This window comes from Phenylobacterium sp., from assembly GCF_044358365.1.
Classification (GTDB): domain Bacteria; phylum Pseudomonadota; class Alphaproteobacteria; order Caulobacterales; family Caulobacteraceae; genus Phenylobacterium.
This window is the reverse complement of sequence record NZ_JBIKNZ010000040.1, coordinates 1-15785: the sequence shown is the minus strand read 5'-3', so window position 1 is coordinate 15785 and position 15785 is coordinate 1. Positions and strand designations below refer to the sequence as shown.

The 15785-nt window shown below is 66.9% G+C and carries 15 protein-coding genes; 4 read left to right on the top strand and 11 right to left on the bottom strand.

Annotation, left to right across the window (positions count from 1 at the left end; all coding sequences use genetic code 11):
- Nucleotides 1-22: 22 nt before the first annotated feature.
- From pgi to ACIQ3B_RS11805, 3 genes are read right to left on the bottom strand one after another with little or no spacing between them, the layout of a single operon-like run.
- Nucleotides 23-1639 carry a glucose-6-phosphate isomerase gene (gene pgi / locus ACIQ3B_RS11815; protein ID WP_397402781.1) on the bottom strand — a complete coding sequence of 539 codons (1617 nt, stop codon included), beginning with the start codon at nucleotides 1637-1639 and terminating at the stop codon, nucleotides 23-25.
- Nucleotides 1640-1649: 10 nt separating this feature from the next.
- Entirely contained in the window at nucleotides 1650-2267 is a 618-nt protein-coding gene (locus tag ACIQ3B_RS11810) for a thioredoxin family protein (protein ID WP_397402779.1), read from the bottom strand.
- 27 nt (nucleotides 2268-2294) lie between these two features.
- Nucleotides 2295-4421 (bottom strand): protein-disulfide reductase DsbD family protein, encoded by a 2127-nt coding sequence (locus ACIQ3B_RS11805; RefSeq protein ID WP_397402778.1) that lies wholly within the window; start codon nucleotides 4419-4421, stop codon nucleotides 2295-2297.
- A 126-nt stretch (nucleotides 4422-4547) separates the two neighbouring features.
- On the opposite strand from ACIQ3B_RS11805, the gene ACIQ3B_RS11800 reads away from it, so the two are divergent.
- The gene (locus ACIQ3B_RS11800; RefSeq protein WP_397402776.1) at nucleotides 4548-4940 is read left to right on the top strand and encodes an acyl dehydratase; all 393 of its coding nucleotides are present in this window, start codon (nucleotides 4548-4550) and stop codon (nucleotides 4938-4940) included.
- Nucleotides 4941-5208: 268 nt separating this feature from the next.
- Here the strand turns inward: ACIQ3B_RS11800 and ACIQ3B_RS11795 are convergent, their stop codons facing one another.
- Nucleotides 5209-6012, bottom strand: coding sequence for a SapC family protein (locus ACIQ3B_RS11795; protein ID WP_397402774.1), 804 nt, complete (start codon nucleotides 6010-6012; stop codon nucleotides 5209-5211).
- A 163-nt stretch (nucleotides 6013-6175) separates the two neighbouring features.
- Here ACIQ3B_RS11795 and ACIQ3B_RS11790 point away from each other — a divergent pair, with 163 nt between their 5' ends.
- Complete coding sequence (locus ACIQ3B_RS11790; protein ID WP_397402772.1) at nucleotides 6176-6427, top strand: type II toxin-antitoxin system Phd/YefM family antitoxin; 252 nt, start codon at nucleotides 6176-6178, stop codon at nucleotides 6425-6427.
- On the top strand, nucleotides 6424-6846 hold the full coding sequence (locus ACIQ3B_RS11785) for a type II toxin-antitoxin system VapC family toxin (protein WP_397402770.1): 423 nt from the start codon (nucleotides 6424-6426) through the stop codon (nucleotides 6844-6846). Before ACIQ3B_RS11790 ends, ACIQ3B_RS11785 begins: the two co-directional genes overlap by 4 nt.
- Here the strand turns inward: ACIQ3B_RS11785 and ACIQ3B_RS11780 are convergent.
- The 4 genes from ACIQ3B_RS11780 to ACIQ3B_RS11765 all read right to left on the bottom strand — a co-directional run bounded on the left by ACIQ3B_RS11780 (nucleotide 6843) and on the right by ACIQ3B_RS11765 (nucleotide 11851).
- Nucleotides 6843-7376, bottom strand: a complete 534-nt coding sequence (locus ACIQ3B_RS11780) for a GNAT family N-acetyltransferase (RefSeq protein ID WP_397402768.1) — start codon at nucleotides 7374-7376, stop codon at nucleotides 6843-6845. The genes ACIQ3B_RS11785 and ACIQ3B_RS11780 overlap by 4 nt on opposite strands.
- Nucleotides 7373-8251 carry an N-carbamoylputrescine amidase gene (gene aguB / locus ACIQ3B_RS11775; protein ID WP_397402766.1) on the bottom strand — a complete coding sequence of 293 codons (879 nt, stop codon included), beginning with the start codon at nucleotides 8249-8251 and terminating at the stop codon, nucleotides 7373-7375. The genes ACIQ3B_RS11780 and aguB overlap by 4 nt, the downstream gene beginning before the upstream one ends.
- A complete protein-coding gene (locus ACIQ3B_RS11770; protein ID WP_397402764.1) occupies nucleotides 8251-9240 on the bottom strand; it encodes an agmatine deiminase family protein in 990 nt (329 codons plus the stop codon). The genes aguB and ACIQ3B_RS11770 overlap by 1 nt, the downstream gene beginning before the upstream one ends.
- Before the next feature lie 133 nt (nucleotides 9241-9373).
- Nucleotides 9374-11851: a TonB-dependent receptor gene (locus tag ACIQ3B_RS11765; RefSeq protein WP_397402762.1), complete on the bottom strand. Its 2478-nt coding sequence runs from the start codon at nucleotides 11849-11851 to the stop codon at nucleotides 9374-9376.
- A 223-nt stretch (nucleotides 11852-12074) separates the two neighbouring features.
- Here ACIQ3B_RS11765 and ACIQ3B_RS11760 point away from each other — a divergent pair, with 223 nt between their 5' ends.
- Nucleotides 12075-13625 carry an ArnT family glycosyltransferase gene (locus tag ACIQ3B_RS11760; RefSeq protein ID WP_397402760.1) on the top strand — a complete coding sequence of 517 codons (1551 nt, stop codon included), beginning with the start codon at nucleotides 12075-12077 and terminating at the stop codon, nucleotides 13623-13625.
- On the opposite strand, the gene msrA is transcribed toward ACIQ3B_RS11760, so the two are convergent.
- The 3 genes from msrA to ACIQ3B_RS11745 all read right to left on the bottom strand — a co-directional run bounded on the left by msrA (nucleotide 13591) and on the right by ACIQ3B_RS11745 (nucleotide 15599).
- Nucleotides 13591-14178 (bottom strand): peptide-methionine (S)-S-oxide reductase MsrA, encoded by a 588-nt coding sequence (gene msrA / locus ACIQ3B_RS11755; protein ID WP_397402758.1) that lies wholly within the window; start codon nucleotides 14176-14178, stop codon nucleotides 13591-13593. The two genes, ACIQ3B_RS11760 and msrA, sit on opposite strands and share 35 nt — an antisense overlap.
- Nucleotides 14179-14250: 72 nt before the next feature.
- Nucleotides 14251-14889, bottom strand: coding sequence for a 3-oxoacid CoA-transferase subunit B (locus ACIQ3B_RS11750; RefSeq protein WP_397402756.1), 639 nt, complete (start codon nucleotides 14887-14889; stop codon nucleotides 14251-14253).
- A complete protein-coding gene (locus ACIQ3B_RS11745; protein WP_397402754.1) occupies nucleotides 14889-15599 on the bottom strand; it encodes a CoA transferase subunit A in 711 nt (236 codons plus the stop codon). The genes ACIQ3B_RS11750 and ACIQ3B_RS11745 overlap by 1 nt, the downstream gene beginning before the upstream one ends.
- Between the last annotated feature and the right edge of the window lie 186 nt (nucleotides 15600-15785).

Genomic DNA, 15785 nt, shown 5'->3' with positions numbered 1-15785 from the left:
GGGTGCGGGCAAGCGCCGGTATTCAGGAGCGGAGGCGCTTGATCAACGCGGCTGTGGAGGGATCGTGCGCGCCGCCCGGTCCGCCCTCCAGTTCAGCCAGCACCCGGCTGGCCAGCGACTTGCCCAGCTCCACGCCCCACTGGTCGAAACTGTTGATGCCCCACAGCACTCCTTCGACGAAGGTCTTGTGCTCATAGAGCGCGACCAGGGCGCCCAGGCGCGCGGGATCAAGCCGGTCCAGCAGCAGGAAACTGGAGGGGCGATTGCCGGGGAAGGTGCGCTGGGGCGCCAGGGTGTCGATCTCGGCCGCTGATCTGCCAGCCGCCGTCAGTTCCGCACGGACGTCCGCCTCGGTGCGGCCCACCAGTAGCGCCTCGGCCTGGGCGATGGCGTTGGCAAGAAGCTTGGTCTGGGCCGACGGGTCACCTTCAGCGCCCTCCCTGACCGCAAGGATATCCACAGGGATCACATCCGTGCCCTGATGGAGCAGTTGGAAGAAGGCGTGCTGGCCGTTGGTGCCGGCGTCGCCGAACACGCTGGCGGCGGTGCTGTTGCGCACCGGCGTTCCGTCACGGCGAACCTGCTTGCCGTTCGATTCCATCTCGAGCTGCTGGAGAAACGGGGCGAGAAGACGCAGCCTTTGCGCGTAGGGGACCACGGCGCGGATCGGCCGGGCCAGTCCATTGCGGTTGAACACGTGCGCCAGCGCCAGCAGGACCGGGGCGTTGCGGCTCAGGGGCGCGGTCTGGAAGTGAGTATCCAGGGCGTGGGCGCCGCTCAGCATGGTTTCGAACGCCTCATAGCCCAGGGCAATGGCGCACGAGAGCCCCACGGCGGACCAGATCGAGTAACGTCCGCCGACCCAGTCCCGGAACCCGAACACCTGATCGGCCGGAACGCCGAACGCCCGCGCCCGCTCCGGCGCCGCCGACACTGCGACCAGATGGGCGTCTGAGGCTGGCCCAAGCGCCGCCCGCAGCCAGGCGCGCGCGGCCTCGGCATTGGTCAGGGTTTCCTGGGTGGTGAAGGTTTTGGAGACGGTGACCAGCAAGGTCTCGGCCGGGTCCAGCCCGACCAGCGCCTGGGCCAGCTCCGCCGGGTCGACATTGGCCACGAACCGCAACTCGATCTGCGGGGACAGCGGCTTGAGCGCCTCCCAGATCAGGCGCGGACCCAGGTCTGATCCGCCGATTCCGATGTGCAGAATGCTGCGGAACGGCTTTCCCGTGGCGCCGGTCTTCGCCCCTGACCGCACAGACTGCGCAAACCCGCGCATGGCCTCGCGGGTGGCCTCGATCTCGCGGGACACCGGGACACCTGCCGCCCGCCAGTCCGCGCCGTCGGGCGCCCGCGGCGCCATGTGCAGGGCCGCGCGGCCTTCGGAGGTGTTGACAGCGTCGCCCGCAAACAGTCGATCTCGCGCGGCCTCGACGCCGCTGACCCGGGCGAGGTCCAGCATCAGCGCCAGGTCAGCCAGCGACCAGGGTTGCTTGGAAACATCCAGTTCCAGCCCGGCTGCCGCCAGGGTCAGCGATGAAAGACGGTCCGGCTCCGCGGTGAACAGCTCATCGATGCGGCGATCGCGCGCGACCCCGGCGGCGGTGGATAGGGCGGCCCAGGCCGCATCGATGTCTGACAACCTGAGTTCCTTATCCGGGCGAACCGTACTTCACGCTGCAGCCATAGGGACGCGTCGCAGCCTCCGCCACCGGGCGACCCGCCTTCACGTCAGCCAGAGCCGCGGCCACATAGTTCCTTGCGCCCTTCAGGCTGGCGGGGTTGGCGCTTGCCTGATCGTCGATGCCACCCTTGTAGACCAGCTTGCCGGCCTTATCGACGATGTACATGTGGGGTGTGGTCTTGGCGTCATAGGCGCGGCCGACGACGCCGTCGGGGTCGAGCAGCACATCGGTGGACGCCGCCCCTGCCTTTGCCTTCCAGGCCCGCGCCTCGGCCGGGGTCAGATGACCCTGCATGCCCGGCGCGGATGACACGATGGTCAGCCAGGTGACCCCATCGCGGGTGGCTTGCGCCTGCAGGGACTGCATGGCGCGGGCGTTGTAGTGCTTTTGCACATAGGGGCAGCCGTTGTTGGTCCACTCCAGCACCACGGTCTTGCCGCGAAACTCCGACAGCGCGCGGGTCTTGCCGTTGGCGTCCAGCGCCTGGAACGTGGGCGCCGGCTGGCCCAGGGCCGGCTCGGCGAGCGCCGGCGTGGCGAGCGCCGAAACCACGGCGAGGCTCAGGAAAAATCTGCGATCAATCATCGGTGCAGGTCCTTCGTTTGAAATCATTCAGCCCGGGCGGGCCGCCGTATCCAGCGCCTTGGCCACAAGGCCCGGCGTCAGGATGGCCGGCAGGATAGCCGGCTCGCCGCCGCCTGCGCCATACACGAGGTAGAGAGGCACGCCGGCGCGACCGAACCGGGCCAGTTCCGCGGCGATCCCGGGGTCCCGCTTGGTCCAGTCCGCCTTGAGGTAGACAGCATTGTTGCGCGTCAGGGCCTCTGAGACCGTCCGGGTCGACAGCGCGACGCGGTCGTTCACCTGGCAGCTCACACACCAGGCGGCCGTGTAATTGACCAGCACCGTCCTGCCCTCGGCCTGCAGCGCGGCCAATCGGGCAGGGCTGTAGTCCTCATGGGTCAGGCTTGCGGCCTCCACGCCCGGCGCGGAGTCGCCAGCGAGCGTGTAGGCGGGCCAGACGGCGCCGCCGGCCAGGGCCAGGCCCGCCAGCACGCCGGCCGTCGCCATCATCGGCATGGCGGGTCGCCCTTCAGCTGTCCGCCGCTGGCTCAGCCCGTAAAGCCAGGCGCCGAAGGCCAGCAGGATCGCGGCGGCCAGGATGCGCGGCACGGCGTCTGGTCCCACCTGCACCGTCAGCACCCAGATCAGCCAGGCGACGGCGCCGTACATCGGAAACGCCAGCGCCTTGCGGAACACGTCCATCCACGCGCCCGGCCGGGGCAGGCGCGCCAGCAGGCCGGGCAAAAACGCCACGGCGACGAAGGGCGCGGCGAAGCCTATGCCCAGCGCCAGGAAGACCAGCAGCGCCGCCACGGGCGGCTGGGTCAGGGCCCATCCCAGGGCCGGGCCCATGAACGGCGCCGTGCAGGGGGCGGCCACCACCACCGCCAGCACACCGGTAAAGAAGGAGCCCGCCAGCCCGCCGCGCGAGGCCAGGCCCGAGCCCACGCCCTGCAACGAGGCGCCGACCTCGAATACGCCGGAGAGATTCAGACCCACCGCCAGCATCAGCAACGCCAGCCCCGCTACCACCGGCGGATCCTGCAACTGGAAGCCCCAGCCGACGGCGTCGCCGGCCGCGCGGAGCGCGATCAACAGGCCCGCCAGCGACAGGAAGGTGACCAGAACGCCGATGCCGAACGCCAGCCCCTGACGGCGCGCGCCGGCGGCGTCCTCGCCATGCCCGGCTAGCGAGGCCGCCTTCATGGCCAGCACCGGGAACACGCAGGGCATCAGGTTCAGAATCAACCCGCCGATCATGGCGAACAGCGCCGCCGAGGCCAGTCCGAGGTCCGCAGATCCCGCAGGCGTACTCGGTTTCACCGGCGGCGGACCAAGGCCCGAGGCCACTGGCGGCAGGGCGCGGGGCGTGGCGCTGACCTCATAGGCCTTGCCTTCAAGCGCCAGCACCCCGACCAGCTCCTTGGGCGGCTCTGCGCCCTGAAACCCGTAACCCGCCGTGAGGGTCAGGGTCAGACCCTCCGGGCCGCGCTCGATGGCCTGCGGCTTGGCATGGTCGATGGCTGCGCCGGAGAACGGATAGAAGTAGGCGCCGGCCAGGTCCGCACCCTTCAGCGCCGCGCCGGTTACCGCAAGTTTCAGGACTTCGCCCTGCCGCTCGAACGCGCCCGCCAGACCGGCGGGCTTCGGCGCCTTGGCCAGGGTCTCGGCGATCCGTGGCCCCCAACGGGGATCAGCCGGCGCGGCGGCGGCCGTCACCGGAACCGACAGCGTCAGCAGGGCGTCCTCGGGAATGCAGATGTCCGCGCAGACCAGGAACGCGGCGGCGGCCTTGAGGGTGATTGTCTGGCCGGGCCGGGCGTCCGCCGGCGCCGTCAGCGTCATCGGCAGCAGCTGTTCGCCTTCGTAGCCATAGTTGACCAGCGGCCCGACCGGCAGCCGGTGCGGGGTCGGCCAGGTGAAATCCGAGGCGCTCCAGCCGGCGGGCATCGTCCACTTGATCCGGGTCGCCTCGCCGCTGTCGCCGGGATTGCGCCAATAGGTGTGCCAGCCCTTCTGGATATCCTGCCGCAGCGCGATCTGGATCGTCTGACCCGGCACAACGCCCTGGGCCGAGGCGACCAGTTCAGCGGTCAGGTGGCCGGTGTTCACAGGCTGCGCGCTCGCCGCGCTCGACACCACCAGCGCCAGCAGCGCGCTCAACAGATACCGCATGATCACTTCGGAGGCCTCCAACGCTGCTATATGGCGCACGCAGGTCAATGACGCAAAGCGGGCTCGACTTGATGACGCCACAGGCCATGATCGGCGAATCGCTTCTCTCATCACCCAGGAGCCCAGGTGCCCGCATCCTTCGACGAGATAGAGATCGGTCAGGCGGTGTCGCTGGGCGCCGCCGGGGTGGACGCCGCCGCGCTGGACGCCTTCATCGCCGCCTTCGCCCCCGGCTGGACCTCAGGCCAGGGCGCGCCCGATGGCATGGTCTTCGCGATCTGGTCGAAACTGGACGCCATGGCCGCCGCCGACTGGCCCCAGACCAAGCGCCTCGGCGTCGACGCGTTGCGCTGGATGCGCAATCCGCCGGTCGGAGAGCTGCTGCGTTGCCGTATGACGGTGATGGCCAAGGATCCGGTGGGCGACAACAAGGGCATCGTCATCGCCCAGCACGATCTGCTCGATGAGGCGGGCCGGCTGGTGTTCTCCTGCCTGACCCGCAGCGTATTCAGCCGCTGATAGGTGGCGGAACAGCCAGTTCTCCTCCCCCATCGGGGGAGGGGGACCGCGCGTAGCGGGGTGGAGGGGGCCGCCGTCGCACTGCATCAGGCGGCCGGGTTGTGTCTCTCGGAAACCCCCGGGGCAGATCGTGTCCGCGTCGTGGATCGGGGACCCTACATCAGCCCGGGTTGGCAGAGGTTTCAGCGGTGGCAAGCCCCCTCCACCGCGTTCCGCGGTCCCCCTCCCCCGACGGGGGAGGAGAATTGGGGGCTTCAGCGCGCCGCCCTTAGCTGTTCAGCACAGGCGCGGGTTGCTCGCTGGCGCGCGTCATGGCCAGCGCGATCAGACGATCCCAGCCCACCAGCGAATGCATGTGGGCATAGATCTGGCCCAGGGCGCCGTTGTCGCGCAGTTCGACGAACTTGGCCGGGGGCAGGGCATTCAGCTTCTTTTCCGAGACGCCGAAGTATTCCGCGATCTTCTGGGTTTCGCCGGGCGTGCCGTCCAGGCCGGGCGGCGTGAAGGTGGCTTCCTTGGTCTCGAACAGGTCGAGATCCTTCAGCAGCTGGACAAAGCCCATGGTGCGCTGGCGCTCGATCTCGAAGTTGTTGCAGAACTCGATGCAGTTCTTGGTGTACTCGGTCGGCTCGCCGTTCGGCTCGAAAAAGCCCATGTCGTAGTCCGTGTCGGTCACGAACTCGGCGCCGCGGTCGATGCACAGCACCATCTGCTTGGCGTTCTCGTCGTTGGCGAACACGAAGGGATAGCGGCGGATATAGGCCGGAATATAGATGCCGGCTTCAAAGGTGCCGTCGTCCTTGACGAACATGTTCTCGCCGGCGTTCAGGCCCATGACGGCGATCGGCAGCTTCTCGTCACCCACGAAGATGATCGGGCCGGTCACCATGGCCAGCGGGAATTCCCCCACCGTCAGCGGCACGGCATGGCCGACCTTGGCGAAGGCGAACGGGCCGTCCATCCGCTTCACGCCCATCTTGCTGTGCAGCTCCTTGGCCAGCGGCTCGGGATTGGAATAGAACAGGACGTTGCCGGTGAGCGTGCCCTGCGGCGTCGGGGTGGTGGTGACCATCTGGAAAACCCTTGAAAAACTTTCACGCGCTGCGACGTCGCCAAAGGCTCTGCGCGCGAGGCCGCGCCTTCTAGCCGATCCTTGGCTCGCCAGCAAATCTGTCGCGGCCGGCTTGTCTAGTGTGCATTATGGCTATAATTGTAGTCACAAATTGGAGGCCGTCATGAGCACCTACAGCGTTGCCGTCGCCAAGAACGGTCTACCGAGTTTGATTGATCGGGCGCTGGAAGGAGAAGAGGTGATTATTTCTCGCCACGGCAAGCCGGTCGCCGAGATCCGGCCTATTGTCCCGGGCGCGCAGCCGCCATCGGCGGTCAACTACGAGTGGCTCCGGGCTCGCCGTGAGGCAAGACCCGCCGTGGAGATCACATCCGTGGCCCTCTTGGATGAACTCTACGAAGATCAGGGCAGGTGAGCGTCTACCTGGACGCCAGCGTCATTCTCCCCACCCTCGTCGTTGAGGCGGGCAGTGATCGGGTCGACCGTTTCATTTTCACAATCTCAGAGCCGCTTTTCGTAAGCGAGTTCGCGGCCGCGGAGGTGGCGTCAGCATTGTCGCGGCTCGTCCGGACCAATCGCATGGCCGCCGGCGACGCATCCGCTCGCCTGACAGACTTCGATGTGTGGCGTGCGGCCTCCACCGTGAACCTTGACATCCGACCGGCTGACGTCCGCCTGGCGAATGTGTTCGTTCGTCGGTTCGACCTGATGCTGCGCGCTCCCGACGCGCTACACGCCGCCGCCTGCCAGAACGCGAACCTTTTGCTGGTGACCATGGACCAACGCCTGGCCCGTGCGGCAGAGGCATTGGGGGTTCGCAGCCGGCTCCTTTAGATCGCGCTACGCCGCGCCGCGAACACCACATGCCGCCGCAGCGGATGATCCTCAGCCAGTCTCGGATGATCGAAGTCGCACGACGGGTCCGGCATCATGCCGATCCGCCGCATCACCGCCTGGGACGCGACATTGCTATCCGCCGTCCAGGCCAGGATCTCATTCACGTCGAGGTTTGCGAACCCCCAGTCCAGCGCGGCTCTGGCGCCCTCGGTCGCCAGTCCCTGGCCCTGGGCTCCCACCGCCAGCCGCCAGCCCATTTCCACGCAGGGGGCGGGCGGGTCGTGCAGCTCCAGCCGCAGGTCGATCATCCCGACCACTACGCCGTCGGCCTTCAGCTCGGCCGCCCAGAAGTCATAGCCCAGCCGGGCGATATTGGCGTTGATGCGGTCGACCAGATCGTCGCTGGCGGCGCGATCGCGCACCCCGCCCAGCCAGTCGCCCACACGCGGGTCGCCGTTGATCGCCGCGAACGCCTCGCGATCCTCGTCGCGGAAGGCCCGCAAGATCAGGCGCTCCGTCTCGATCACGCCGGTCGCGGCCCCGTCAGCGCGCCGTACAGATCAGGCCGCCGATCCCGGAAAAAGCCCCAGGCGGCGCGGTGCGTGTTCAGGAAATCCAGGTCAAAGGTGGCGCTCAGCACCCCCTCGTCCGCCCGGCCGAAGTCGGCTGCCAGATCGCCCCGGTGGTCGGCGATGAAGCTGGAGCCGTAAAACTGCTGCCCGCCGTTCGGATAACCCTCCCAAGGCTCAAAGCCGGTGCGGTTGGCGCCCACCACCGGGATCACGTTGGAGACCGCATGGCCCTGCATGGCGCGCCGCCAGGGCAGCGCCGTGTCCAGGCTGGCGTCGTGCGGCTCGGAGCCGATGGCCGTGGGATAGAGCAGCACCTCTGCGCCCATCAGGGCCATGGCGCGTGCGCACTCCGGGTACCACTGGTCCCAGCAGATCCCGACACCGACGCGCCCGAACCGTGTGTCCCAGACCTTGAAGCCGGTGTCGCCGGGCCGGAAATAGTACTTCTCCATATAGCCCGGCCCGTCCGGAATATGGCTCTTGCGATAGACGCCCATCAGCGACCCGTCGGCGTCGACCATCACCAGGCTGTTGAAATAATGCGGCCCTTCCCGCTCGAAGATCGAGATCGGCAACACCACCCCCAGCTCCGCCGCCAGCGGCGCCAGCGCCGTCACGCACGGGTGCGTCCGCCAGGGATGGGCGGTGGCGAACCAGCGCTCCTCCTGCGCCACGCAGAAGTACGGCCCCTGAAACAGCTCCGACGGCAGGATCACCTGCGCCCCGCCTGCCGCCGCCTGGCGGATCAGGTCGGCGGTCCGGGCGATGTTAGCCGCCATATCGAGGCCATAGGCGGTCTGCAGGGCGGCGACGGTCAGGGTGCGGGCCATCAGGCGGGCTCCTGCTGGGTGATGCAGTGAAACGATCCGCCGCCGGTCAGGATGGCGGTGGATGGCAGGCCGATCACCTGCCGGTCGGGGAACAGCTGCTTCAGCATCTCCACCGCAAACTCTCCGGGCTTCGCTGCATAGATGGGCACGATCACCGCCTTGTTGGCGATCAGGAAATTCATGTGGCTGGCCGGCAGGGGGCCGTCCTCGCCGTCGATCCAGCCGGGGGACGGGATCCGCACCACCTTCAGCGCGCGGCCATCCGCGTCCGTCAATGTCGAGAGCCGGCGCGCCGCGTCGTCATAGGCGTCCGCATTGGGATCTCCGCGTCCCCAGGCCACCGGGATCGCCACCGTCGCCGGCGCCACAAACCGCGCCAGATTGTCCACGTGGCCGTCGGTGTGGTCATTGCGCAGTCCCTCGCCTAGCCACAACACCTTGCGCGCGCCAAGACTGCCGGCCAGCGCGGCTTCGGCGACCTCCGCGGTCCAGCCCGGTTTGCGGTTGGTGTTGAGCACGCACTGGCCGGTGGTCAGCACCGTGCCGATCCCGTCGTGATCGACCGCACCGCCTTCCAGAATGAAGTCGTGCGCCACGAGGTCGACGCCGGCCGCCGTCGCGATCTGGGCTGCGACCGTGTCGTCGTGCTCCAGCGCGTACTTCCCGCCCCAGCCATTGAACCGAAAGGCGTGCGCCTTGCCGCCTGAAAAGATCGGCCCCGTGTCGCGCAGCCAGATATCGCCGAACCGGCCGGGCGTGATCTCGATCCCGGCCACATCGCTCAAGCTCGCACGCGCCGCCGCCTCGCCGGCGTCCGAACCGGTCATCAACCGCACCCGCTCGCCGCCCGGCCCGGCCAGCGCCCGGGCCAGCGCCGCCACCTCCGCCTGGGCCGGCTCAAGATCGTCCTCCCACAGCTCCGCATGGCTGGGAAACCCCAGCCACATGGCCCGGTGCGGCGCCCACTCGGCGGGAACGGTGAAAGTCATGGAGCCCTCGATGCGCAAGCCGCGCGCATGTGGCCCCCGGGTGGCGCAACGTCAAGCGGGAGGGAGGGGCCAAACAGAGAAGGGCGGCTACGTTTCCGCAGCCGCCCCTGTCAGATCACAAGCGATCAGGTCGTTAGAACTCGGCGTGGATCGTGGCGATAAAGGTCCGGCGATAGCCGGGCTGGGCCACGGCCGTGCCCGTCAGGTTCGCCGAGATGTCGCCGAGGTAGCGCTTGTCGAAGGCGTTACGGACGTTGAACTGGAGATAGGTCTTCTCCAGGCCGAACTGGTTCAGCTTCATCCGCACGTCGAAGTCGACGAGCTCATAGCCGCGGAACTTCTCGGTGTTGACCAGGTTGGTCCAGCGATCACCAACCCACTTCGCCTGCGCGCCAACGCTCAGCCATTCCGTCGCGTCGTACTGGACGCGAACAGCGCCCTGGTTCTTCGGCACTTCGTAGATCGACTTGCCCTTGGTCGGCAGGATGCCGGCGACGGCGTTCCTGATGTCCTGCTGAATCTCGGTCTCGATGTACGAATAGGAGGCATAGATGCTCAGGGTGTCGATCGGCTTGAACCCGAGCTGGGCGTCGAAGCCCTGGTTCTCCACGTCACCGACGTTCTGCGAGAACGCAATGCCTGACGGTTCGTCCAGAACGCGCTCGATGCGGTTCTTGAAGTTGGTCTTGTAGATGGACGCCGCCGCCAGGAAACCGCCGGACTGATAGCGAACACCGAAATCGTACGTCTGGGTGGTTTCAGGGCCCGGATCGACGAGGACCTGATCATAGAGATCGTCCGTGCGCGGCACCGAGATGGTCTCGGCGTAGCTGCCGTAAACCGACAGCGCGTCCGTGACGTCGTAGCTGACGCCGACATTTGGCAGCACATCGTCGTACTTGCGCTCAAAGCGTCGCGGCTGGCCGTAGCGCAGGGCCGCATTCGAATTCAGGGTCGCAGCAGGGAAGGTCACCAGCGGCTTGCCGGTGCCATCGTTGGTGCCGGGGACCGGGGTGCCGATCTGCGTGGTGCAGTAGGCGTTGAACGTGCTTTGCTGGAAGCAGAAGTTGTTCAGCTCGCGCTTGAAGTAGGGAACACGCACGCCAACGTTGACCAGCAGCTTGTCGTCCAGGTACCGCGCCCGGTATTCGGCGGAGAACTGGTTCAGCAGCGCGATCGATAGACGGTCGCGGCGACGCAGATTGGTGTTGTCGGGCAGGTTCACCCGCAAGCCCTGGCCGTCCTTGCCGCCGAAGACGTTCTCCGCCGAACCGTCCGGGTTCACGAAGCCGACGTCGCCGGTCTGGCGGTGCTGGGCGCGATCAAAGGTGTAGGCGAGACGGACGCTCTGGTTGTCCATGAACTTCCAGATCAGCGAGGACGTCACGCCATACCTGCGGGTGTTGGTGGTGTTGGGCCGGTAGAGATAGACCCGGTCCAGGATATCGCCGTCGCCGTTCAGGTCGACGCCGAGGGCCGTGGAGTTGCCGCGAAGCTGCGCGTCGGTTTCCGGGAACACCTGCACGCCGCCGCCATTGGCCAGCACGTACTGGAACGAGGGGTCCACCGTCAGGGTGAACTGCTCTCCCAGTTTCCAGCTCGACAGGCCGCGGATATTGCCGTTGTTCGAGGGGTTGATGTTGAAGTCGTAGTAGCCGGTCGGGCAGAGGAATGCGCCCGCATTGTCAACCTGCGCCGAACCGCCAGCCGGGGCTGGGCGGGCGCAGCTCGTGGCCGCCACAAGGCTCGTGTCCGGAAGACCGGCCGCGGTCAGACCTTGGCGCTGGAAGGTGGCCAGGTTGATCCGGTTGATGAAATTGTTGCGGTTTTCGTTGTAGTTCAGGATCAGGCTGGCCCAGCCGATGTCGCCGAAGTCCTGGTCTATACGGGCGTTGAACTGCTTCTTCTGGATCTTGCCCTCGGGCTCGATGGCCGAGTTGTGCGGCTTTACCAGATCGTTGCGGGTGAAGAGCCCGGAGACCCACATTCTCGTGCCGAAGGGCCCGATCTCGCCCGACTCGATCGTGCCATAGTAGCGCTGGAAGTTGTCGCTGCCGTAGCCAAACTCGGTGCGAATGCCGAAGTCCTTGGACGCCTTCTTGGTGATGTAGTTGATGGTGCCGCCGGCGGCCGCAGCCGTCGGGCTGTCCACGTCGGTGGTGCCCAGGTTCACCGTGGCGCGCTCGATCAGGTCGGATTCAAGCTGCTGGTTCGAATAGACCGCATAGTTGCCGCTGTCGTTCAGCGGCACGCCGTCCTGCAGGAGCGCGACGCGCTGACTGTCGAAGCCCCGGATCGTAATGTCGCCGCCGGCCGAGCCATAGGCGTCATTGTTGGTGAAGTTCACCGAGGGCAGCAGGTTGATCGAATCCAGGATCGACTGCCCGGGCGCCTGACGGCTGATGAATTCCTCGGTGATCGAGGCCCGCGACTTCGGCGCGTCGACGGCGACGATGGCGCCGTCAAGGTTCCTGGGACCGGTCGAACCGGTGATCACCAGCTCTTCAAGCACCGCTGTACCGGTGGACTGCGCCAAAGCCTGGCTGCCCAGAAGCAGGCCCGTGGCCAACGCCGTCGTCGCGCAAAGCGCGCGGCTGAGTTTGATTTTCATGGAATATCCCTCTTTATCAACCCGTCCGAAGGGCGTCGCATAACGGACAAACCCTGATGTTAGCCCGCCTATAGCGTGGAAAAACCGGTCGTAGGTGACGGTTTTGCTACGGTGCGCCCCGGGCTGTGACAATCCGTCAGACCGTTGCCGCTTTGCCATAGGAGCCTGTCAGACGCTTCAACCGGTATCCACCTGAAGCCGTCATGCTCTAGGATCACGCCACATGACCGAGGCCCCGACCCTGATCCCGTCCAGAGACCGCGACCTGCGCGCTGTGTTGCTGTGTGTCGCCGCCCTGACCGCGGCCCGACTGGTGGCGCTGTTCGCCACGCCGCTGCAGCTTTACCCCGATGAAGCCCAGTACTGGCTTTGGTCGCGGACGCTCGATTTCGGATACTATTCCAAGCCGCCGATGATCGCCTGGGCCATCTGGGCGACCACAGCGATGGGCGGCGACGCCGAGGCCTGGGTGCGGCTGTCGGCCAGCCTGTTCCAGGCAGGCGCGACGGTGGTGGTGTTCCTGATCGGGCGCCGGCTCTACACGCCGGCGGTGGGGTTCGCCGCCGCGGCCCTCTACGCCTTGATGCCGGGGATCCAGCTCTCCGCCCTGGTGGCCGCCACCGATGCGCCGCTGCTGTTCTTCCTCGGGCTCGGGATCCTGGCCTATGTGGGCCTGCAGGATGCGCCGCAGGCTCGCAAACCCTGGCGCGCGGCGGGGCTGGGCGTGGCGCTGGGGCTGGCCTTCCTCAGCAAGTATGCGGCGATCTATTTTGTGATCGGACTGGGTCTGCATCTGGCGTTTTCGCGCACCGCGCGGGCGGCGTGGACATGGCCGGCGGCGGTATCGGCGATCCTGGCCTTCGCTATCGTTCTGGCGCCCAATCTCGCCTGGAACGCCACCCACGGCTTCGCCACCTTCCAGCACACGGCGGCCAATGCGGCCTGGAGCGGAGTCCAGCTCTTCAACCTGTCGGAGATGGGGCTGTTCCTGGGCTCACAGCTGGGCGTCTTTGGCCCGATCCCGTTCGTCGCCCTGCTGCTCGGCGTCGGTCTCGCGCTCGCCCGCCGCAGGATCAGCGAGAACGACCTGCTGCTCATGTGCTTCGCCCTGCCGCCGCTGCTGATCGTCACCGGTCAGGCCTTCATCAGCCGCGCCAACGCCAACTGGTCCGGGGCGGGCTATCTGGCGGGCGCCATCCTCGTCGCCGCCTGGCTGGTGCGCTGGCGGGCGCGGCGCTGGCTGATTGCGGCCATCGCGATCCAGGCGGCGGTCGCGGCCTTTTTCCTGGTCAGCGTCATCTCGCCCGCCGTCGCCGACAAGGCAGGCCTGGCCAACGGCCTGAAACGCGCCCGGGGCTGGGACCAGATGACCCAGCTGATCCTCGACCGCGCCGAACGCGAGCCGGGCCTCAGCGCCATCGCCGTCAACAACCGCTTCCTGTTCTACGCCATGTCCTACTACGGGCGCGACCGGCTGCGGATGGGGGGCCCGCCGCTCACCAGCTGGCTCCTGATGGAGGGGCCGCGCAATCAGGCCGAGACCACCGCGCCGCTGACGGCGGCCCTGGGCCGGCGCGTGCTGATGGTCTCCTACGAGGGCTGGCGGCGGCCCGAGATGCAGGCCGACTTCACCGCCGCCTCGGGCCTGGAGATCGGCAGCGTGCGGCTCGACAATCGCCGCAAGCGCCGAGTGGAGATGTTCATCGGCGAGGGCTTCGCCCCGCGTCCCCGAGATCCCGTCAGCGGGCTTCCTGGCCGCCCCACACCGCCCTGAGCGCCTGAGGACGTCCGCAGCCGATGCGGTAGCGCTCATAGGCCACCGGGTTCTTCTTGTAGTAGTCCTGGTGATAGTCCTCGGCGTTGTAGAACGCGACCGCGGCGCGGGTGACCACGGTGATCTTGGCCCGGAGCTGTTTCTCGTACTTCGCCCGCGCCGCCTCGGCGACCGCACGCTCCGAGGCGTCAGCGGTAAACACCGCCAGCTTGTACGAAGGGCCCTTGTCGCAGATCTGGCCATAGGGGTCGGTTGGATCGATATGGTGGTAGTAGCTGTCGACCAGCCTGGCGTAGCTGATCTTTGCCGGGTCATAGGTGACCTTCACGGCCTCCAGATGGCCCGTGTGATTTTCGTAGGTCGGCCGGGTCGACGCGCCGCCGGAATAGCCGGAAACCGCGCTGATCACGCCCGGCGTGCTCTCGAAACCCTTCTCCATCGACCAGAAACAGCCGCCGGCGAACACGGCGGTTTTGGTGGCGGCAGCAGCATTGGAGGCGCCGGCGAGCAGCAGGGCCGATGCGGTCAGGGCGGAGATCAGCTTGGAAGTCATGGGTCACTCGTGTGGGTTGACGTCACCGGCCTATACGAACCCCGACCGCGAAAGGTTACAAGCCCCGTGGGATCAGGCGACCTCGAACTTCGCCCCGGTCTTCGCCCGGATCTCGTCCAGCGTCACGCCGGGCGCCATTTCCAGCAAGGTCAGAGGAGACCGTCCCCGGGAAACGTCGAACACGCCCAGCTCGGTGACCACCAGGTCGACCACCTTCTGGCCGGTGAGCGGCAGGGTGCAGGCCTCCAGCAGCTTCGGCGCGCCGGACTTCTCCATATGCTCCATCACCACCACCACGCGCTTGACGCCGGCCACCAGGTCCATGGCCCCGCCCATGCCCTTGACCATCTTGCCGGGCACCATCCAGTTGGCCAGATCGCCATTGGCCGCCACCTGCATGGCGCCCAGAACGCTGAGGTCGATGTGGCCGCCGCGGATCATCGCAAAGCTGTCGGCGCTCGAAAAGTACGAGCTGGAGGGCAGAGCCGTGATCGTCTGCTTTCCCGCGTTGACCAGGTCGGCGTCGGCCTCGCCCTCGAACGGAAACGGCCCCATCCCCAGCATGCCGTTCTCGCTCTGCAGGGTGACGTTGACGCCCTCCGGAATGTGATTGGCCACCAGCGTCGGGATACCGATACCCAGGTTCACATAATAACCGTTACGCAACTCACGCGCCGCCCGCGCGGCGATCTCATCCCGGGTCCAGGCCATCAGGCTGCCTCTCTGGGTCGGGTGGTCAGCTGCTCTATACGCTTCTCATATACAGCGCCTTCACACAGGTTTTGTATGTAGATGCCGGGTGTATGAATCTGGTCCGGATCCAGCGACCCGGTCTCCACCAGATGTTCCACCTCGGCCACCGAGATCTTGCCCGCCGTCGCCATCATCGGATTGAAGTTCCGCGCCGTCATCCGGTAGATCAGGTTGCCCTCGGCGTCGCCCTTCCAGGCCTTGATGACCGAGAGATCGGCGGTCAGGCCGCGCTCCATCACATAGAGCTCGCCGTCGAACTCGCGAATTTCCTTGCCCTCGGCCACCAGGGTGCCGACGCCGGTTTTCGTAAAGAACGCCGGGATGCCCGCCCCGCCGGCCCTGATGCGCTCGGCCAGCGTGCCCTGCGGGTTGAACTCCAGCTCCAGCTTGCCCGAAAGATAGAGCTCGGCGAACAGCTTGTTCTCGCCGACGTAGGAACTGATCATCTTCCGGATCTGCCCGCCAGCCAGCAGGATCCCCAACCCGAAGTCATCGACCCCGCAGTTGTTGGACACCACGGTGAGGCCCTTGACACCGGAGGCGCGGATCGCCGCGATCAGGGTCTCGGGAATGCCGCAGAGGCCGAAGCCCCCGGCCATGATCGTCATGCCGTCGAACAGCCGCCCTTGCAGCGCCTCGACCGCGTCTCTGGAAACCTTGTTCGCCATGGCCGCCCCATACGCCGCAATCGGTCGATTGAGAACCGCCGATGTTGGATTCAGCACTTGAAGTTCGGCCACGAATGAGCGCCGTCTAGGCTCAGGACCCATTGAAATGATTCCCAAGGCGGGGTTGGTCTGATTCACTGGCGGCGCATGGAGGCGTCGTCATGAGTGATTTGATCTGGTTGTCGC